General features: G+C 41.0%; 21 protein-coding genes. 2 read left to right on the forward strand and 19 right to left on the reverse strand.

Features of this window, described 5'->3' with window-relative positions; translation table 11 throughout:
• Positions 1-1,784 (reverse strand): SusC/RagA family TonB-linked outer membrane protein (locus ACYVAA_RS18260; RefSeq protein ID WP_460544484.1); only part of this gene is annotated, 1,784 nt, incomplete at its 3' end.
• A 129-nt stretch (positions 1,785-1,913) separates the two neighbouring features.
• On the opposite strand from ACYVAA_RS18260, the gene ACYVAA_RS18265 reads away from it, so the two are divergent.
• Positions 1,914-2,765, forward strand: a complete 852-nt coding sequence (locus tag ACYVAA_RS18265; protein ID WP_460544488.1) for an AraC family transcriptional regulator — start codon at positions 1,914-1,916, stop codon at positions 2,763-2,765.
• A 32-nt stretch (positions 2,766-2,797) separates the two neighbouring features.
• Here the strand turns inward: ACYVAA_RS18265 and ACYVAA_RS18270 are convergent, their stop codons facing one another.
• The 6 genes from ACYVAA_RS18270 to ACYVAA_RS18295 all read right to left on the reverse strand — a co-directional run bounded on the left by ACYVAA_RS18270 (position 2,798) and on the right by ACYVAA_RS18295 (position 9,071).
• The gene (locus ACYVAA_RS18270) at positions 2,798-3,106 is read right to left on the reverse strand and encodes a hypothetical protein (RefSeq protein WP_460544490.1); all 309 of its coding nucleotides are present in this window, start codon (positions 3,104-3,106) and stop codon (positions 2,798-2,800) included.
• A gap of 65 nt (positions 3,107-3,171) precedes the next feature.
• Positions 3,172-4,959, reverse strand: coding sequence for a right-handed parallel beta-helix repeat-containing protein (locus tag ACYVAA_RS18275; RefSeq protein WP_460544493.1), 1,788 nt, complete (start codon positions 4,957-4,959; stop codon positions 3,172-3,174).
• On the reverse strand, positions 4,956-6,134 hold the full coding sequence (locus ACYVAA_RS18280; RefSeq protein ID WP_460544495.1) for a mandelate racemase/muconate lactonizing enzyme family protein: 1,179 nt from the start codon (positions 6,132-6,134) through the stop codon (positions 4,956-4,958). The genes ACYVAA_RS18275 and ACYVAA_RS18280 overlap by 4 nt, the downstream gene beginning before the upstream one ends.
• Before the next feature lie 5 nt (positions 6,135-6,139).
• A complete protein-coding gene (locus ACYVAA_RS18285; RefSeq protein WP_460544498.1) occupies positions 6,140-7,030 on the reverse strand; it encodes an aldo/keto reductase in 891 nt (296 codons plus the stop codon).
• A gap of 8 nt (positions 7,031-7,038) precedes the next feature.
• A complete protein-coding gene (locus ACYVAA_RS18290; RefSeq protein WP_460544500.1) occupies positions 7,039-7,485 on the reverse strand; it encodes an L-rhamnose mutarotase in 447 nt (148 codons plus the stop codon).
• Between the two features lie 14 nt (positions 7,486-7,499).
• Entirely contained in the window at positions 7,500-9,071 is a 1,572-nt protein-coding gene (locus tag ACYVAA_RS18295) for an SLC5/6 family protein (RefSeq protein ID WP_460544502.1), read from the reverse strand.
• A 424-nt stretch (positions 9,072-9,495) separates the two neighbouring features.
• On the opposite strand from ACYVAA_RS18295, the gene ACYVAA_RS18300 reads away from it, so the two are divergent.
• A complete protein-coding gene (locus ACYVAA_RS18300; RefSeq protein WP_460544504.1) occupies positions 9,496-10,788 on the forward strand; it encodes a DUF445 domain-containing protein in 1,293 nt (430 codons plus the stop codon).
• A gap of 170 nt (positions 10,789-10,958) precedes the next feature.
• Here ACYVAA_RS18300 and ACYVAA_RS18305 read toward each other — a convergent pair whose 3' ends face one another.
• The 12 genes from ACYVAA_RS18305 to ACYVAA_RS18360 all read right to left on the reverse strand — a co-directional run bounded on the left by ACYVAA_RS18305 (position 10,959) and on the right by ACYVAA_RS18360 (position 20,401).
• Complete coding sequence (locus ACYVAA_RS18305; protein WP_460544506.1) at positions 10,959-11,144, reverse strand: hypothetical protein; 186 nt, start codon at positions 11,142-11,144, stop codon at positions 10,959-10,961.
• 13 nt (positions 11,145-11,157) lie between these two features.
• Entirely contained in the window at positions 11,158-12,336 is a 1,179-nt protein-coding gene (locus ACYVAA_RS18310; RefSeq protein ID WP_460544508.1) for a hypothetical protein, read from the reverse strand.
• A 30-nt stretch (positions 12,337-12,366) separates the two neighbouring features.
• Complete coding sequence (locus ACYVAA_RS18315) at positions 12,367-12,927, reverse strand: hypothetical protein (protein WP_460544510.1); 561 nt, start codon at positions 12,925-12,927, stop codon at positions 12,367-12,369.
• Between the two features lie 166 nt (positions 12,928-13,093).
• On the reverse strand, positions 13,094-13,345 hold the full coding sequence (locus ACYVAA_RS18320) for a DUF7218 family protein (protein WP_460544512.1): 252 nt from the start codon (positions 13,343-13,345) through the stop codon (positions 13,094-13,096).
• A 346-nt stretch (positions 13,346-13,691) separates the two neighbouring features.
• Entirely contained in the window at positions 13,692-13,883 is a 192-nt protein-coding gene (locus ACYVAA_RS18325; RefSeq protein WP_460544514.1) for a CsbD family protein, read from the reverse strand.
• A 78-nt stretch (positions 13,884-13,961) separates the two neighbouring features.
• Positions 13,962-15,758 carry a DUF11 domain-containing protein gene (locus ACYVAA_RS18330; RefSeq protein WP_460544516.1) on the reverse strand — a complete coding sequence of 599 codons (1,797 nt, stop codon included), beginning with the start codon at positions 15,756-15,758 and terminating at the stop codon, positions 13,962-13,964.
• 309 nt (positions 15,759-16,067) lie between these two features.
• The gene (locus ACYVAA_RS18335) at positions 16,068-16,214 is read right to left on the reverse strand and encodes a lmo0937 family membrane protein (protein WP_460544518.1); all 147 of its coding nucleotides are present in this window, start codon (positions 16,212-16,214) and stop codon (positions 16,068-16,070) included.
• Between the two features lie 106 nt (positions 16,215-16,320).
• On the reverse strand, positions 16,321-16,752 hold the full coding sequence (locus ACYVAA_RS18340; RefSeq protein ID WP_460544520.1) for a hypothetical protein: 432 nt from the start codon (positions 16,750-16,752) through the stop codon (positions 16,321-16,323).
• Positions 16,753-16,879: 127 nt separating this feature from the next.
• Complete coding sequence (locus ACYVAA_RS18345) at positions 16,880-17,626, reverse strand: sensor histidine kinase (protein WP_460544522.1); 747 nt, start codon at positions 17,624-17,626, stop codon at positions 16,880-16,882.
• A 15-nt stretch (positions 17,627-17,641) separates the two neighbouring features.
• Positions 17,642-18,952, reverse strand: a complete 1,311-nt coding sequence (locus ACYVAA_RS18350; RefSeq protein WP_460544524.1) for a PAS domain-containing protein — start codon at positions 18,950-18,952, stop codon at positions 17,642-17,644.
• A 119-nt stretch (positions 18,953-19,071) separates the two neighbouring features.
• The gene (locus ACYVAA_RS18355; RefSeq protein WP_460544526.1) at positions 19,072-19,518 is read right to left on the reverse strand and encodes a response regulator; all 447 of its coding nucleotides are present in this window, start codon (positions 19,516-19,518) and stop codon (positions 19,072-19,074) included.
• 322 nt (positions 19,519-19,840) lie between these two features.
• On the reverse strand, positions 19,841-20,401 hold the full coding sequence (locus ACYVAA_RS18360; RefSeq protein WP_460544528.1) for a helix-turn-helix domain-containing protein: 561 nt from the start codon (positions 20,399-20,401) through the stop codon (positions 19,841-19,843).
• Positions 20,402-20,783 lie beyond the last annotated feature (382 nt).

A 20,783-nucleotide genomic window follows, 5' to 3' on the forward strand; every position in this document is an offset into this window, starting at 1 on the left:
CTGCTGGCAAAATATTGGTCTTTTACAATGATCGGAAAATCATAGCGGGTGCCATCGATAGAAGTATAATCATTTTCTGCCTGCTCATAAGCAAAGAATGCATCCACATTATGTTTTCCAAAAGATCGCTTATAATCTACTTGTAAGTTGAATTGATAGGAGTTTTTGTTTCCCGCCTGAGAGCTGATGTATTCCCTGCTAGGGCCATTACTCCAGACCGTCGATTCAGGGTCTGCTATTTTCGCATTTTGGTAGTTGTTGCCTTCGGCTCCTTCTATATTCCACAGCAGATGTTTCTTTTGATAATTTTTTAACTGGTTGTTGTACCGCTCATAATTATAGGTCGCCTTTACAGACATCCCCGGTACAAATGGCAGGTCGTACTTTAGGGAAACCAAGCTGTTTTGGACATTTTCACGGTTTCTCCAATACCCGGAATTATTGATTAATTCCCCGACATTTCCCAACCACCCATAATTCCAAGGCTTGCCCTCGATATAGTGTGGGTAAAAATATTGCCAAGTTTGCAGCTTTTTCCATAGGTCTCCTAAATTATCAGAACCGTAATCATAAGGCCACCAGAATTTCTCTCTTTCAGTAGAATACTGGGACAGGTTGACATGGGCCGTTAGGTTTTCATTGAGTTTGGCGGTAACACTCGCCCGAAGGTTAAATTTATTGTACTTCAAAGGCTCCAGCCATCCCTGTTGGTCAAAATAGGTTCCTCCGGCATAGTACTGGATGTTTTCATTTCCCCCAGAAACATTCAAGGCATGTCTCTTATTGGTAGGGTCCACATAGACATCTTCAATATAGTCATAGCCATACCCCCCGTTTACGGTGGACATCCAATCGATAAATTCCTGGTCCCGGTACCAATCACTGTTCTTGGGCACCCAAGTGTTTCCCATTTTGGCTATGTCCACTCCACTCATCATCTTGGGAAGATTGGTCTGCTTTTCTATGCTATAATTGGTGGTATAATTAATTTTCGTCTTGGAATTGGAACCTGTTCTGGTTGCCACCAGAACGACCCCGCCGGCAGACCGAGAGCCGTAAAGGGCAGCAGATGCCGCGTCTTTTAGGATACTGACTTCCTGGATTTCTGTTGGATCCAAAGCATCAAAGGCCCTTTTGTCCCGGATCACCCCATCGATTACATACACAGGCGGATTACCGTTCATACTGCCCCTGGAGCGGATATTGATGTTGGAAGCCACACCGGGTGTTCCTGTTGGTGCCTGTACGTATACCCCGGACATTCGGCCTGACAATAAGGAGCTAAGGTTTGAGCTGGGAATTTCTTGCAGTTTTTCGGCCTTTAGATTGGCCACTGCACCGGTCATGCTCCTTTTGGATTGGGAGCCATATCCTACCACAACGACTTCGTTTAGCACGCTTTCGGCATCCATTTGCATCTGGATGGTCAATGGGCTATCGTCCACAATGGTGACATTTTGGCTTTCATAACCGATAAACGAAAGAACCAGCACATCACCGATGTTGACATCCAGGCTAAAATTCCCTTGGTCATCTGTAACGGTTCCCGACGTAGTTCCTTTGACCAAAATGCTGACGCCGATCATGGCTTCACCATTTTCATCTACTACCTTTCCACTGATTTTCTCAGTAGGATCAGTCACAAATTCTGCGGGTGTGCCTTCCCCTTTCAGTTCATTCCTCGCTTCAGCAGTGAGAGGCCGAAGCAAGCCACATCCCAAAATAAGGAAGCAAAACAGCACCTCCCTTATCCGAAATGTTTCAAAGTAAAATTTGTGTATCATAGTAATGAGTTTATGTTGTTCCTTTCAAATCTAGATGATATATCTTTCAAAAAATTGAGGTATCTGATCATAAACTGACAGTATATTTTCATTTTTTGCTATATTTAAATTCCATTATGACTAAAAACCATGCTTACCCTACAGGAAGAAAAGTTTCACCCCTCTCAAGGGGTATCATTTGATATTACCATCTATAACAGCCTGACGGTCAAAAATCCAGATGCCTTTCGGATACACGAAGACTTTGAGCTCACCCTGTTACTCAATTGCTCGGGGAAAAGAATTGTAGGAAACAGCGTCCAGAACTTTTACGAAGAAGACCTTTTTATCTTGGGGCCCAATCTCCCCCATATGATCATTGTCGATAAACCTGAAACCAGTAAGGCCATTTGCATTCACTTTACACAAAACTCCTTTGGAGAGAATTTTTTTCAAATGCCTCAAAATGCGACCATATTAAAACTACTCACACGCGCTTCGCTGGGACTCAACTTCTATGGGGATGAAATCCGGTCCATTAAAGAGGAGATGAAGGTCATCAGCCAGCTGGAGCCTTTTGATAAAATGATCAATTTCTTAACCATCTTGCAGAAGCTCAGCAAAACAAAAAATTATAATGTACTCACCAGTCCCGGCTATCAGCCCAGCCTAAAAAGAAAGGATACCAAAAGAATGACCATGATCTATAATTATATCATGGAAAATTTCCAGAAAAAAATCACCTTAGAGGAATTGTCCTCCCTGATCAATGTTTCTCCTGCCACATTCAATAGGTTGTTTAAGAAATCCATGAACAAGAATTTCTCGGATTTTATAGTCGAGGTTCGAATAGGACACGCCTGCAAATTGCTGATGGATACCGACCTTTCCATTTCCGAAATTTGCTATCTGTCAGGTTATAATTACATGACCCATTTCAATAGCCAGTTCAAACAATTGATGGGAAAAACCCCTAGGGAATATAGAATCGGTTTTCAATAATCCATTTCCTTTAAAATGGTGCTTGCCCCAGCCTATTGGTTTAGCATATTATGTTCCACTTTCTTATCGAATGAGCGAAGAACAGCTTCAGGAAGTTGGGCCTTTTCTACCCAATCCCTGTCTCCATAAACTCCTATCGAGGAAATATCAAAGGGTTTGAATCCTATGCGCCGAACAGTTTTTCTATCCTTAAACTCGAAATTATAATTTTCAGGGTCTACAAAATGTGGATCTGCGATAATGCTATGCTGGTCATGGTTAGTCTTTTTCCAATCCAAAAATGATCCATCATTAAAAACATAATCCTCATTTCTCGTATTCCAATATAGATTATGATCCATTTTTATATTGATTTTCTCCCAGGCCCCCTTTAATACTGTTCCTTCATTGAAAACCAGGATATTATTTACAAAATCAAAGGTTGGTGGGCTTCTACTCTGGTACATTGGGCCTGATATTGCTTGGCAAATGCAAAAATATTGTTTCGGATCACATTGCCTTTGCCAAAATGTTGATGGAAACCTCCCGTCTTTGTACTATAAACCAGGTTGTTTTCCATTACGATACCTGATGAACCTTCATCGGTATACAAGCCCCAGCCACCATAGGAATAAGCATGGATATGATGTACGGAGTTATTGTTGATAATAGTTCCCTCGGACTTGCCCAGGGTATATATTCCCGCCATATCGCTCAGCAGTGTCCAACCTATATGATGGATATGATTATTGGAAACCTTATTCCTTTTGGCATGGCTATCGGCATATCCCCATATCCAGCCCAGGGAAATACCGGTGTAATAAAAATTACCTATATCGTTATGGGTGATTTCATTATCAGAACTATGACCAACCCACACCCCCACCGCCGAAGGAAACTCCAATCCTCCGGTTTGAATAATATTGTTGTGTAAGCTGATATGCGATGTATGGTTTCTACCTTCTTGTGGTCTAAGATCTCCCAAATATATCCCTCCTCCTCCAAGATCATTCAGGAAACAGCGTTCTACCTTATTATAACGACATCCTTTACCAAACCAAAGGGCATGTTGCCCAGTCCTTGAAATTTCGCAATCCACAAAACCAATATGGTTGGCACCTTCCACCATCACAGCAGCATTGATCATAGCTGCTGCTTGATTGGGTTCGGAACCTGATCTAGGAACCTTATAGTGACAATGGCTGAAAGTAATTCCCTCGAATCGAATATGCTCCACCGTTTTCCCTGAAGTGCTATCCCCACTTATCAAAACCAAGTTTTCCAATACGGGAGCTACTACTTCTACCTGGTCAGGCTCCTCACCAGGTCGAGGCATATAATACAGGGTACCTGCTGGATTAAGGTACCATTCTCCAGCTGAATCAAGGGCAGCTGCAAAGTTTTCAAACAAGATCCTATCTCCCTTCTTAAACGGATTCCAAGGCTTCATTCCCTTTCCGGAACTGTAAATTCGGGCACTGTCTTTATCGACTTTATCGATGTGCCGTAAGGTAAAATCCCATTTGTGATAGGCTCTGAAACGTAAATTATCAAGTTCATTTTCCTGTACTCTTAAAAGTAAACTAAAATCGCGGTCCTCAAAAGAAATGGTTTGTTGCGCTTTTTCAGCCACTCTCCCACTTCCCTTTTCCCATATGGCCTGATCCACTTCCCTAATGTGTAAAAAACCTTCATTGGGTGTCCGTGCCATAGTGGCCCTTGCACCATTGACATAGAGCTGATCAAAACGCCACTTATAGAGGCGGCTTTCCGGAACATCCAGTTCCCATATGCCATCGTCATTGACCCTAAAACCGCTTAATACTTTTCCCCCACTAAAAACCGGTCGCTCGCCAGGAATCGCCTTATAGCTGATAGGAGCAAATGCCGTCCCGCCATCTTCAGAAAGCAGTTCCAAAGGTTCTGCCATCTCGTAAATGCCTCCCTTGATCAATACTGTTATGGGTTTGGTCAGCCCATTTTGCTTTTTGTACTTCCTTATGGCATCACGGGCACCAGTAAGACTTCGCAAAGGCTGTTCCTCTGTTCCCATATTATTGTCTTTACCAGCGGGGGAAACATAAAAAACAACCTCATTATCCTTGGTTTCCTGTGTAGGATTGGCCTCTGCCAATGGTGCGAAAATTAAGGTTATAAGTATAAAAAAAACATAACCTAGGCTATTGGTTAATTGACTAATGTCTATCTTTTTCATTGGTTAATCTGTTTTTCAACAAGTGTCGTTACAGTAGCGTCCCTTTTCCAGACCATTACTTTCTCTATCGCTTTCTCCGATTTCAATCTTTCCCAATCAAACCTGATGGATACCCCGGGAATATCGGGCAACCATGCTTTTCCCTGATGGTACTCGGGCATAAGCTTGTAGTAAGGTTCCATAGACGTCAGCAATGGCATCAGGTATTCACACATGGCAGCTTCATGTTGGCTAGCTACCAACTGAGCGTTCAGGCTTGGGGTCCCCCCACAGCTGAACATAAGGTCATTATCCTCGGCGAGCTTGCCCACCGCTGCCCACTCTTCCATGGAAATAATATGACCGGCTATAGGCTGTAGGTGTTGGACTCCTGCGCGGTGCAGCAAGGGAAAAACGTACTTGGTCCTTTCGGATTCACCATAAGATATCCTCATGGTCGTTTTGGAACAGATCTCCTCTATGCCCATGATATCGGCAGAATGGATAGGTTCTTCCAACCAACAGATGTCCAGGTTTTCTATCCGCTCTATAAAGTCCAAGGTCTGGTCTACCGTCATGGCCTGGTTGGTATCCACCGCAAGCCTTATCTCTCCACCCAAGGCTTTTCTTACTTTCTCAATGCGTTTTGCATCCTTGTCCAGATGACTGGCCAGATGGCCTCCTGCTTTGATTTTTACCGTGCTGTACCCTTCATTTTTATAGGAAAGGCATTCTTCGATAAGCGCTTCATCACTAAGGGCCACACTACCTCCTGAAGCATATACATGTACCCAATCCCGCTTTGCACCCAGGTATTGGTGTAAGGCTGTTCCCTTACGACGGGAGGCAATATCATAAAAAGCCCTATCCAGGTTTCCCAAAGCCATGGAAGCTCCGCCCCGAAAACCTTCGTTTCTTATCAGCCAAAACAGTTTTTTATAAATATCGGTATAGCTGGACTCCTCCAGTTTTAAAAGAGATGGAGAAAAAATCTCTTTCAATAGCGGTATTCCGGATACAGGAAACTCTACTTCTCCTTCATGGCCCGATTCATCCACCAAGGTCAAAATAGCCATATGGTAATGGGAAAACGGTCCCATGCTGGCATCGTAAAACGGTTTGGCCAGTTTAATGGGCTTCAGCACCGTACACCTTATTTCCCTTATGCGAAACCGCTCTTTATGTATATTGTTCATTTATCTTATCGATTAACATCCCCATTTAACATTGCTTGCAAAGGCTTATCCAGAGGACCTTTTTTAAAATCACTGATGGTGGATTTTAATTGGCTTAGTCCGGACGGCCCCACCACCACCTTGTCCACGATATCCTTGTTCAGTAAAAATCGATGGGCCAAACTGGAGAGCTCCATTTTATGCTCTAGGGCCAGGACATACAATTCCCGGGCTTTTTGGATATGGGCCTTGGTTAACCACAAAGGCCTGTTCTTCACAAATTCTTCCAACCTTTGGCCGAGCAGGCCCATCATCAAAGGACTCCCTTCATATATTGCCAAACGATGTTTTTTGTAATAAGGGAAATCTACCTGTTCCGCCTTTCTCTCCACAAGATTGTATCCATTGAAATCCATCACCACATCAAAATGCCCGCTTTCCACATATGCTTTTAGAAACAGTGGGGCACCTCCCCCTAATCCTACTTTTTTCACCAGGCCTTCCTCTTTGAAACAGGTCAAGAGATCCATTATCAACCCCAACTTTTTCTTTGGTATCAATTCAGGTTCATGGAGAAATAGCAAGTCGATTTGCTGCAGATGAAGTCTTTCAAGGCTTCTGTATAAACTTGTTTTCAGGTGCTCCGGCTCATAATCCGTCAGTCCCAGTTGCTCAGCAAGCCCCCTTTTCTTTCCTATTTTGGTGCTGATCATAGGAACTTGGCCTTTCCACTGCTTTAATGCCTTGCCAACTATTGCTTCCGCATCCATATAGGCAGGTGCGGTATCAATATGGCCTATGCCCTGTTCCAGACCATAGAGGATGGCCTCAAGTGATTCCTCCTCGTCTATGGTACCCCAGACACCTCCCAAACCTGCCGTACCTAATACCAACTTATCCAACATCTCCCCTTTCAATGATCCATTTATTTTACCTGATTAAACTCATATATTTTCTCCAGCTTTACCCATTTTTGCCCCTCTTCCACTCCTGGTAAGCCTTTTTGGAAACTGTCCATTAGCTCTTGCCACTCTTCGACCTTGGGGTGTGATCCCCTGCTGAGCTGTCCCATACTGTCCAAGTCTGCTCCTTTGGGCACCCTTATGGTCATGGTAATAGAATTGCCGAACATGTACAGACGGATTTGTTGATAACCTGCCTTTTGGAATCCGGCTTCCACTTCCGGCCAGATATTTTGATGGTATTCCAAGTATTTTTGAGAGATCCCGGGATCATCTGCCAGGCGAACCCCGAATACATATTCCTCATAGTCCATCTCCAGATGCTGTTCTTTTTCTTCTTCCTCACATGAACAGAATAGTCCCAATGTGATGAGGAATAGGCAGTAGATTTGGATATTTTTCGTTACCATTAAATTTACCTTTATCAATTGAAGAAAATATAAAAGCCCAGCATAACCACTGCCAAGACTCCCCATAAAATCCATACTTGGGCACTGGAATACCCCTTTGCCCCTCCCTTTTCCTCCCTCAGCACAGGAAGGGCTTTATCATAAACCGGCTTGGTTACTAACGAAAGCAGCACCATGGCCGTCAGCATGATCAAAAATAAATAAAAGGATAACGAGAGAAAGTTGGGCCAATAACCTTCATAAGGATAATTACTAAAATAAGTAGTTCCTACCAATAATGATAATCCCCCTCCTCCCAGCAGGGTAATCTCAGCTGCTTTGGGTGTGGCCCGCTTCCATAAGGTGCCCACCAGAAAAACAACCGCCAGCGGAGGAGCAAAGAAGTTCAGCAGCCCCTGGGAGAGCTCAAACAAGCCTTTGCCCAACAGGGAAAAAAGCACCGATAGCAGGACCGCTAATAGAGCAGCGGAAACGGTCACGATTTGCCCTACAAGCTTGACTTTAGACTCGCTTACGTCAGGATAATATTTCTTGAACACGTCTATGGTAAATACCGTGCTGAAAGAGTTTAATCCCGCGGCAATGGTATTGATCAGTGCAGCCAACATCACCGCCACCATCAGGCCAATCATCCCCACAGGTAACACCCCCGTCACTATCCTAAGATAAGCTTCATCAGCATCTTTCAGTCCTGGATATAATACATAGGCCATGATTCCCGGGAGGATAAAAATCACGGGCATCAGGATTTTCAGAAAGGCGGTAAACAATACGCCCTTTTGACCCTGCTCCTCATTTTTTGCTGCAAGTACTTTTTGGACAATCGTTTGATCCGTACAAAAGAAAAATATGGCCACGACTCCATAGCCAAACACCACGGCATGCCAGGGGTAATGGGGATCGTCAGTAGGCTTGAGCAAATTCCAAAAACTCTCGGGTACCCCGTGGTATAAATTATCAAAACTGCCTATTTTAAGGAATGCCAATAAGGTTAAGACAGCAGAACCAAGCAGTATCAAGAGAGATTGAAAAACATCTGTCCGGACCACTGCACTCAAGCCGCCTATAGCGGTATAACTCACCGCCACTATTGCGATACCTATAACCGACAAATACAAAGGTATGCCCAAGGCCTGGGCAATGATCAGGCCGCCTGCATAAAGGGTGCAGCCCAGCCAAATAAACACGATGGAGACCAGGGAATAATAGGACAGATAGGCGTGCGCTCTTTTTCCATACCTTAGATCCAAGAAGCCCGGCATGGTGCTGATCTTGTTTTTTTGATAATGGGGTACAAAGACCATGGCCAAAACCATCATGTAAATCCAGGCCATCCATTCAAAATTGGCCCCTACCATCCCCTGCTTATATGCAAGCCCGGCAAAGCCTATCAACATCATGGGACTTACATTGGTGCTAAAAAGCGAAAAGCCGATCTTGGGCCAGGTCAAATCCCTTCCGCTTAGAAAAAGGTCCTCAGCGTTCTCTTTCTTTTTGTTATTCCAAAAGCCTATCAACAGTAAGGCCCCCAAATATAATCCGACCACTGAAATATCGATTTCTGAAAGGGTAAGCTTTTCGATCATTAGGACTGTTTTTCAGTTGCTATGTTTGGCTTTATTTTCCAATTATATTGAATTCGGGAAATCGGGTCATTTGGACAGTTTTCCTTGAACTTCAAAAATAAAGGGTATCGGTTGGAGATAATCAGTCTATTCGTTCAAAAACATACACTATATGATCATTTGATTATTTTAAAGACAAAAAGCATGATGTCATCACCCTGACGGCGTAATGACAGGTCAACATGGATATTGCGGATCTTTACCAAGCAAGGAGGCAAAGGATAGATATTTTAGTAACTTATCGGCCGGTTTTTGGGATGAAAAATTAATGGCACAAGGAACTAATACAGATCAATCAGCTGCTTAATATGAATAAAAGTTCTGAAAACTGTCGTTATAGTTTAGGAAATCCTATTATCAATACACCAACCTTTTAGTTTCTACCATGAGTATGGAAAACAACAAAAACCAAATCGGAAGAAATGCCCTTATTGTTGCAGTTATAGGACTGGTATTGGTTCAGGGCCTGTTGTATTATGGCCTTCTTGAAAACAAGTTTTGGCATGTGCTCTTGTCGGGATTTGAGGCGGCCACAGTAGGCGGTATTGCCGATTGGTTTGCCGTAAGCGCCCTTTTTCATGAAATCCCCATCCCTTTGGTAAGCAGACACACCAATATCATTGTGAAAAACAGGGGGAAACTTACTGAAGGAGTGGTGGACCTGGTCACCAAAAAGTGGCTTTCCCCGGAAATTATCAAAGAAAAAATATCGGATGTTCCCATCGTTGAGAAGGTTTTACAGTCCCTCAAGGCTCCCCAAAACAACCAGCGGATTTTGGTTTTTATCAGGGAGGTGACAGGCCGCATCACTTCAAATTTGGATGACCCCGATGTAACGAAAATTCTTCAAAATCTTCTCAAAGATCAGCTAAAGGACATAGATCTCGGCGCACCACTTGGTAATTGGCTAAAAAAATCCATTGAACAAGGTGAGCATCACCAGGTCTGGGAAATACTGTTGGAAGCAGCTGAAAAAACCATCCAAGATGAGGCCACCCGAGCCAGCTTAACAAATGCCTTGGAGAATTTGATCAAAGAATACAAAGAAGAGGGATGGCTCAAAAAGCTGATGATCAAGGTTTCGGAGATTACCGGTGCTATTGATAATGCATCCATAGTAGACAAAGCCATAAATTCCATGGAAGCCGTACTGAAGGAAGCGAAGAACAATCCTTCCCATGCAATTAGGAAAAAGTTTGATGCCCACCTGCTCCGCTTCGCTGAAAACCTGATCATAGGGGATCCTGAAACGAGCCAATTGCTGAATGGTCTAAAGCATAAATTAGCGGAAAATGCAGCAAGCTACCCCATTATACAGGGTATACTGGCCAAATTCAAAACATCCATAACCGCTCAACTAAGCCAGTCCGATTCCCCTGTCGTTGAAGTAATTAAAAGAAACCTGGACAAGGTGCTGCTGGAACTGGAAACAGATCCTTCGATGCAGAAAAGAATGGATTCCTGGATCAAAGACAGCATAGAACAATTGGTTGTCAACTATCACCATGAAATCGGAGAAATGGTCAGGATGAGTCTGTCGCGGCTAAACGATCTTGAACTGGTCGGTCAAATTGAAGAAAAAGTAGGGAATGACCTTCAATACATAAGGCTAAACGGAGCCCTGGTCGGTGGCTTTGTAGGCTTGGTCATTGCCCTGTTCCGGCTTTTGCTCGGCTAGCATTTTTGGGTTTAATAATACTCCATTCTCTTGTTTCAAAATAGGATAAGGCAGCACCTCTCTGTAGAGGTACTGCTTAGAATACTTAGTACCAAAATGGATTCAGGAATCGATTGTCCCGACTACTCCACCGAGTTGTTCTTTGGGTTACCTTGGCTTCTGTGGAGCGTTCAGGCCCTATCCAAATCTTTTTCAATGACAAAAACCACCCTGAACTCATCAAAATCCACCATATAATATGCGACTATTCCATCGCCAACGATCTTGACAGTGCCCTGACTTCCCTCGTTGAGGATTTCCTCTCCAAAAGTCAAATTCCTTATGGTCTTCACCCTATCACCTACTTTAAATTTCATAGCTCTAGTTCTTTCATTCCGTGCTTAGATTGTTTTTATAAACGGCATAGGCCTTTTTAATGACCAATACCGCTCTTTTCTTTTCCTCATTTTCGGCATCATCACTGTTAAGGATAAGGCTTTGACTTCTGAGGATGGTCATAAACGCAGCTGTTTCCCGTTGAAATGCCCTTTCCTGCTCGCTGAGCTGTTGGCTTTTTAGTTCATTATCATACCCGCTTGTCAATTCAAATGAAGTTTCCTCAGGTTCGGTGCCCGTGTTTTCTCCCTGAGGAGGGGCATTACTTATAGGGACACCTGAAGCATAAGTGAGGTATTTTATCCCTTGATTAAGCACTTTAAAGGAGGTCTTGATGGATTCGCCTGCATCCATTCTAACTCCCTTTACCGTAAAGGAACCGGGAGACTCCATCTTGACAGCAATATCTGCATTGCCAAAAAATGTCCTAACAGCAGTTTTGTTATACCTGGCTTTGATGCCTCTAGTTTTTTCCTTGTAGTCAGGATCCCTGATATCCACATTGGCTTTGTATTTTCTCCAATACTTTCCGGGTGCTTTGGCGATCAAAGAAGCATATCTATCAGATGAAATGGAGGCACCAAAAGAGGTATGCAGGTTTTTGGCAAGAATCTTTTCATAATCAAATTTCTCCATCATCTTACTCAATTCCCTCTCATCTAACTTTTCTTCGGGAGGGAGCAGACGGTTTAAATCCTTCAAAAAGCCATCTTCGATTAATTGGGTATAATCTCTTAAATAGCTTCCCGCTTCGACTTCCAAACCTTTCGCATTCACCAAAGCCGTTTTTTCTTCTTCAGTTCCTACTTTCTCCAGCTCTACCAATGCTTCTTGATAATGTTGATGTGCCTCAGTTAAGGAGCTTTTCAAGGAATCCATATATCCCTTAAGAAAATAAGCCCTGTTTTCTACGGCAATATGTTCCTTTCCAACTTCAACAATCAGTTTTGTCAATCTTTGTTCTACATCATTGACGATTTTATCACTTCCGGTTACTGCTAAATTGTGCTCCAACCTTGCTTTGGCTTCACTTGCCTGATGTAACTTGTATTCCAGTGATTCTTTAAACTCCAAGTGGTCGAATACATCCACAGTCATCTTCATACTGGAATAGCATGAAGTCATCAAAAACATGCTGATCAAAATGATGATCGAATTGATAGTAATTTTCATGATAACGGATTTTAAATTAAAAAATAGGACTTATCGGAAGCGTAAGTTTCTGGAATAATCAAGAAAAAGATCGAGATAGGCCTTGGAGTTTTCCAAATTTGCGGTATCGAGGTTTAAAATGATCTCATCGCCCAGATGCTGCATCTCGGCTTTTTGTGCCATAAGACTTTCTTCTTGGGAGCTTAATTTGGCCTGTTCCCTTTCTACATCCTTATTAACCAGTTTGGCCACCATTTCCAAGACCCGTTCATTTTCTGCAAAGCCTCCGATCTGCTCGGCTACGATATCTGAATTTGTTGACAGCAGAAAAAGCATTCTCTTGTTGGCTAGAGATTCCGCCGTTTGGCCGGGCTTAAGTTTCGATAAAGGCTTTTCAGCTATCTTAGCAGAGTCCGGTCTGGCTATTTCCCCAAAATAATAGTCCACGGCATTTTCATCGAATGCCCCGGACATGTACCGGGAACTGGACAGCAGCGCTATCTGCTTGATCTTTAACCTGTAATAATTCTCCCCTTCTTTAAAATAATGGAGCTCTTTCGAAGATTGACAGCTCACCATGATTATGGCCAGCAATAAAAGTAAGTATCTCATTTTCTTTTCGTTTAATTAAAAGTAACGAAACTCAGCCTTACAAAAAATACCCCTTTCAGGGTATTTTTATAGGTATTATAAAAAATTACTCCCCACGTAACAAACCTAGAACCATTCGACTAAAATGGCACATGTGTTCAGTGGCTATTAATTCTATCCTGATAAACTAATTATTCCTTAAGGCATGTATCAATTCTTCCTTGTTCATTTTACTGCGGCCGTTGATACCTACTTTTTTCGCTTTTTCATAAAGCTCTTTTTTTGTTCTGCTTTCGTATTCCACTCCCCTTCCTTCTTCCATTTTTGATTCAAGGGTATTGGCGATCCTTGCGGCCTTGGTTTTACTGTAGCCCTTGTCTCTTAGGGCCTCGTACTGTTCGGGATTCTTGAGACGGCTGTTCTTTTCTTTTGGCATCATCTGTTGGGTTTATATTGCTGTTTATAAATTTATACGATTATCCGGAATTACACCAGTAAATTTATTTCTCACAGATTCCACAGAATTCCACGGAATTAATAAACCTTTTCTGTGGGTTTCTGTGCATTCTGTGAGAGATTGTTTGCTAACTTAGAGCTACTGGTGTCTTTGCGGATATACATATAAATTTATTAACGTTTGGAATTTGTTTCAAATCCTCCTGTCTACTTATTAACTTAAAATTCTCTATTTGGGCCATTGAATTATGATAAAGAGGTAAAAAAACTGTAGGGAAAGAATTGACCGACAATTCAGTCCATTCTTTCCCTACGCCTTCCATTTCAACTTAAGCCTTTTTTATAAAACGCTCCACCTCTTCCTTGGTTTTTCCAATTCGTTTTTGAATCCTTCCGACCAGTTCATCCTCTTTTCCTTCCACGTAGGTCAGGTCGTCATCGGTCAGATTACCGTATTCTTGCTTTAGCTTGCCCTTAAGGACATTCCAGTTTCCTTTGATTTTTTGAGTTACTTCGTTCATGGTTTTTTGTTTTTTGGTTCACTAAAATCAAGCGAAGATCATACCAAGAACAAAAAAAACATGACTCTCACACAAGTATTAACGCATTATCTGTTTCCAATTTAAGATGGAACTGTCTTTCAAAAGAACGGTGACCTGATACACCCCTTTGGGAAGCCTGAGCAGTAACTCGGCCAGTTTTTCGGAGATGTTGTCACAGGGCTCCATGTAAACCGCATTGTTCCCCAAGTGGTTGTTGATCATGACTTCTTTAATGTTCTCCTTAAGCGCTGAGGGAAGATGGATAGTTAAACCACCTGCAAGGTGAGGGTTGGGATACATATAAAACCGATCCGTAGTAGTCCTATTTTCAGATTTGAGGCTGATGACCTCACTGACATCCACTCTTCCCTGTTCGTTTTTTGCTTCAATTTTATAATAAACCCGCTGATTAAAGGGACCTGAAGGATCTGCATAGCTATATTCCCCCACTTCCTTTGCTTCACCTTGAATTTCACCAATTATTTTCCAGGATTTCAGCCCATCACTTGATTTATAAATGGAATAAAACATGTGCTGGTAGTTTTCAGCAAAGCCCCATTCGATGACATTTCCTTTTAAACCACTTTTTCCATTGACCTTCAGCCATAAGTTGGGAAGGACTTTATAAGGTTCGGTAGATGCTGTATCCCGGTTATTGGACATTTTTGGATCAGCAAGGTCCCCGAAAATAGCCGCAATATTCTCATAATCTTCGTTTCCGTTTACGGTGGCGACAATGGTCAATGTTTCGGTTTGAAGCCCGGACATTGCTCCCAAATCCCACACTCCTGTGTTTTGATCGTATGTTCCGGATGAACTTGAATGACTTTTGTAGATGTAGCCTGAGGGTAAATTATCCAATAAGGAAACCCCGGTATTATTCCCCGGCCCCACGTTTTGGGCCTGCAGTGTAAACTCCACGTCCGAGCCGAGCTCAGGCTGTTCATTATCAACAGTTTTTGTTACCGCCATGTCTGAGAAGGTAGTGCTTACAGCAACGATCCAGCCATCTTCTGTACTACTGCTTCCCCAATTTGTGGTACTTTGACCACTTTGTCCACGGGTATACACCTTAAAAGTAACCGTGGTAATGTCCTCGCCCTCAAGCAGAATGGAACCATGCGCTGCCCCACTCGAATTAGCCCTTGGATTGGCGGCCGTATTAAGTATGTCATTTCCACTTACCTGAAAATTGGTATTACCGGAGAGCCGCTGAACAGTGATCCCGGAAGTGATCAATTCCAGTTCTGCTGTACAGCCTATACTGGAGAAAGAAGCTCCCAAGCCTGAAAAATGCACCACTGGATCAGTCACAGGCATATTGAATGTCAACGTTAGATCATGCATATAGTATTTTCCCGATACCGGTTGCCCGTTCAGGCTGGAAACACCATGGGCAATCAGCACTCCCCTATTATCGGCAATGGAAATACCCGTTCCTGCCGCATCATCAGGCAAGGCGGTGAAATTGGCGTTTGAAGGGCTGCTAAGGTAGTTGATGGTGGGATAAAGTAAATCCGATGTATTATTCCCAAAATACCAACCTATCACCGAGGAGGGATTATTGGAATCACCGGAATTGCCGTTGGTATTATGAGGATGTGACGGATACTGGTCGTTTTCCAAACTAATGGTGACCATTAAATTTTCAGTATAGTCCACAAAAGTATTACCACTGGGGTTATTCGTATTGGTATGCAAATAGATGTCCACTGAACTTGTAGGTCCATTGCCCGTGGGGTTGTTCGTCAATCTTCCCATCTCAATAGAAGGATTGGTCTGGGCACTCCCCATCGTTACATAAAATCCAAGAATAATACTGAATAGGTGATATTTAATTATTCCCACTTTCATAAATTGCCATGAATCCCAACCAACATGTCTTCCCTTTACCGTATTTGAAAGACCTGATTTACAGCAATAAAGCAAAAACCATAATCTTTTCAAATAGGCTTATTTACGTAACATTTTAGTGCTATATAATTACATTATTGAGAGCATGTAAATTGATTATGGCTTGTGGTAAATAACGTTTATTTTAGTTTATACTATTTTTAGGCAGCTTATTTTGGAATTGAACTGTACTTACACATTGTGGTTAACAAAGAAAATTTTTCCTTTTAATAGTTCAATTATCTAAACGTGGCATCTTACAAAATTTGACTAGGCCCTTCTAAGGAAAGAAAGTAAAAATAAAACAGCTGCTACTGCCAAAACCAAATGAATCAGTGCGCCTGCATCATAGACAAATGCTCCCAAAACCCAACTAATCAGCATAATAACTACAATAAGATATAATAGATTTCTCATGGCTCTTGAATTATGATATTAAACATCGGATTTATTTAAAGTACCTGCTAATCACCTTTAGCAGTGAAGGGTAATATCAGACGGCAAAGAAATACGTCTCCCTCTGCTACTTATTCTTATCAAAGCGGTTTTCGATTTCTTTCAACTTGTCCTTGAATTGTTTTTTTATTTCTTTTATTTCATCGTAAATCTCATTCCTGACTTCTTCAGAAGATTGCTGAAATTCTTTGGCCTTTTCACCAATGTCATTAATTTTTGATTCTGCTTCACTAATGAGCTTATCAAACTGAGCTCCTTCATCTCCCTGGATCCGGTCCTGCCTTTCAGCTTTGAGTTTTTTAAGGTCTTTGTCAAGATTTATCCTATCTTTTTCAATATCCTCGTAACTCGGCTCAAACACGTCAGAATCCGTTATACTTGGGCCAGGTGCTACAGTACCTGGAGGCTCTGAAACCTCCCTGTTTTCCCGTTTACTTTTTTCACAAGCTGTCAGCAACAAAAAAAGCGTTATACCAATGATTAAACTTATGTTTTTCATGATTCTTCCTTTTTGTTAGTACACGTAAAGCTTTTCTCAGGCTTTTAATTATAAAATAACCAAGTTGAAGTTAGCTCTAATTGAGATTTATCGTATTACACTATTCCTTTAATTTTTTATAGGATTTTCAGGTCTCTTTTGGAAAAATAATAGTAAAAACAGTTCCTTGATTCGGTTTAGAAGAGGCAATAATCTTTCCCTGATGGTTATGGACAATCTTTCTACAAATGGCCAAGCCAATACCGGTGCCTGTAAAATCAGCTTCAGCATGTAGCCTGCGGAAAGGTTCAAAAATAGTTTCGGAAAATTCTTCATCAAATCCTATTCCTTCATCCCGCACACATATTTTGATCAGGTCCTGTTCCTTTGAAAAAACAGTACCTACTAAATCTTCTGGAGTAACCGTCTCCTGATAAATAGAAATTAACGGAGGGGTGTCTTTTTTGCTGTACTTTAGTGAATTGCTGATAAGATTATTAAAAAGTTGGACAATTTGAAAGGGAATAACCCTGGCATTGGGAAGGGCCCCCACATTGATTTTTGCATCTTTTTCGCTTATTGCATAAGCCATATCCAAAATCGCTTTGTTCGCCAGTTTTTGAAGAGATTCAATCCGGAATTCGTCTTTAGCCCTGCTTACCCTGCTAAAATCCAACAGGTCCAAGATCAGCTTTTGCATCCGTTCAGCAGATTTCTGAATTTTCCAGAAGTTATTCATGATTTCTGAAGATAGCCCATTAGCATTTTCCTCTATCCTGCTGATAAAAATTTGTATCTTTCTCAAAGGTTCCTGCAAGTCATGACTTGCTATATGGTTAAATGAAGAAAGTTCTTCATTAATTTTTTTTAACTCTTCGTTCTGCTGCTTTAACATTAAATCTGTGTTTCTTTATGATGTTACGTCAATCAAAACGATAATCATTATTTTTCCCCAGGGCTCTTCCAGTATTTGCTTTTGGGAGTTGACGTAAATAAAGTTGCTGGATTTTTGCAATAATCTAAAACTCACCTTATCCTGAATTTTCCCACTTTTCGAACAATCGAAATAACCTTCAAGTATTTCTAGGTCCTCTGGATAAACATACTTTTTCAATTGATCAATGTTTTCAATGCACTCTTCGTTATTCAGCTCCAATAGCTTTGCCATATTATTGCTAAGGGTAAGCGATAAGGAGTTGCAATCCATTGAGATGCTGCCCATATGACCAATCGCTTCCGCATTGCTATAGGCATTGTTTTGAATGGTCAGTTCTTTATTTAACTTTTCAAGTTTTTCTCTTGATTCAACAATTTTGGTCAAATCTTTATTGACACCAATTACGGTAGTATTTCCATCAGTATCATGAAACATTTGGACAGCCAGTCTCAAACATTTTTCCTCTTTAGCCTTAGTAAGGATTCTAATATCAATGGGGGCTACTTCTAAGCCATGCTTTAGGTCTTTTATTATACGCAGTGCTATTCCCCTATCTCCTCTGTGGATATGCCTGAAGAAAAAGGTAAAGTCCGGCTTGATCTCATGAGGAGAATAGCCCAAAATTCTGTGTTGATTATTTGAAAAATAAAGTTCTTTAGTGGTCAGGTCAAATTTCCAGTGCCCAGTTTCGGCCATAGCTTCCGCTTTTTCAAAAATTCTTTGATTCATTTCCAACTGATGAACCGACAATTTCTTTTTTTTGAGATCATGGTTAATTTTGAAATAGGCAGTGGTAAAAAGCAATAATGAAAAAAAGAAAGTAATCACTATAAAATAGGGCGACACCCTATTTCTTTGATCCCTATAGAACTTACGTTCTTGGAAAATCTTGAAGTTCAGGTATCCCATTAAGCTTGCGGCTCCTTTTATATTCCTCATAAGGCTGTCCCCACGCATTAGCTCTTCCCCCAATTGGAGATGGGAGTGGCCCGATTTAAATTTTAGAATAATACCATCGAGATGGTCTAATCTCTCCTGAACAAAATGCTGAAGACTATCGGTTATTTCCGGCGGCATATTATGCGACTGGACAAATTGTCTAATGGTCTTAATGGTATTAAAAATACTGTCCTTTTTTACGGGAAAATCTTTTAAAAATTCTTCATCTCCGGAAAGTAAATAGGCCCGTTCGGATGATTCAAGTCCGGAGACATCACTTATCAATTTCTGAATGGAATTATGGAACTGCTGGGATTGAATGAGATTATCCTGACTTCTAATCAATATTTTATGCTGGTAAAAGCTGTTTCCCGATATTATAACCAATAGCACAACCGTAAGAACAAAAATAGAGTTGAGGATGGTTTCCGAGTGTTTTACGCCTTTAAACATATGCTAAGTCATCACAAACTCAATAAAAATTTTTCCCTATCCAATCCGGAAGTTTGATATTGCCAATTTACTGAAAGGACTTTCGCTAATACCTTTTGCAAACACCCAAAATTGTTGGGCTTATTGATGTAAATATTAGCTCCATGTACAAAAGCATTTTCAATATCCTTGTCAGAAGTAGACGTGGAATAGATCGCGATCGAGATATCTTTAAGAGCCGGAGTATTCCTAATTTCAATAAGGCTCTGAAGCCCATTCTTCCTAGGCATGTTCAGATCAAGAAAAAGTAGATCAGGTTTTAGGTTCAGGGGATTATTTAAGTATTCTAAAAGTTGTACGCCATCGTTCACCGTCTCTACTTTTGTTTTCATAGGAATTTTTGCCAATGCTTCCCTAAAAAAAAGCCTATCATCTTCATCATCATCGGCCAGTAGAATATGTATAGGTTCGTGATTCATTAATGGTGAGTTAATCCGTACAGCTAAAATCTAACTCCATAAAACCTTATATTTTATTTACTCCAATTGCCTGGAAATCAAAAGGCAAATACCTTTTTAACATAACTGACTAAAGGTAACATAAATTAGAACAATTACAACTTTAAATCTATTTTAAAGCATAAAAAAAGTATACTTTTTTTATATTAAATATACCTTTTAGCAGTCATGGTTTTATATAAATTAAAAAATAATAGAAACTCTATGACTTTTGGCCGCTTCATAACCAGTAATCAACTGATCATCTACATAATTTTTAGGTTTGCATACATCCATGAACTACCTAATCTTTATACTTCATCTCTTTCTTTTTAAGCAAAATTCTTTGGAATGATGAAGGGGTCATTCCCGTAGTTTTTCTGAATTGATTAGATAGGTGGGCCACACTACTATAATTAAGCCGATAGGCTATTTCAGTCAAGGTATGTTCCCCTGTTGCTAATAAATTCTTTGCCATCTCAATTTTTTGCATGATGACAAAATTTTCGATTGTGGTCAGGGTCATTTCAGAGAATAGGTTGGACAAGTAACCATAGCTAAAGCCAAGTTGTTCGCTTAAATAAGAGGAGGTATTTACCTGAAGATTCATTTGGTCTCCCCTGATCAAATCGGTGACTAAGTTTTTAATTTTTTGGACTACTGCATCTTTTGGATCTGTGACAATGCTTATACCGTAGGGATAAAGCATTTTGGAGAGTGATTCCACGGTCTTTTTATTAATGGGCTGGGATATCTTAACATTGGTTGTTGAAATCATCTGATACTTCAGTCCCAACTTGTCCAAACTATCTTTTATGATCTGTTTACAGAGTGTATTTAAATCAATCTTAAAATTGATATCCATTTTTTTCTTCGAATAGAATCCAAACATTATTTACGTTCCCATTCAGGAACTGACCTTTAGTTAACAATTCTGAATATTTGGTCAATCCTTAAAACATCTAGTTAAATCACTAAAAACCATTACTTTTCATTACCTCATTCTTTTTGTCCTTATGCCTCTGAATAGACTAGGAAGATACGAAAGCCAAATAATATTATATAAATATTGGCATTTATTTTGGACATAAAAACTTACAAAAAGTGGAACACTTTCGACAATCTGTGATAAAAATTAAACCTCTTAGTCAAGATGAACTAAATCAGCTAGGAACCCGATGCCTCCAGTCGGAGGCCAAGCGGTCTTAGGAAGACAAATGTACGCAGCAACTCCTTGGCTCACAGAA

Source organism: Echinicola sediminis (assembly GCF_054777495.1).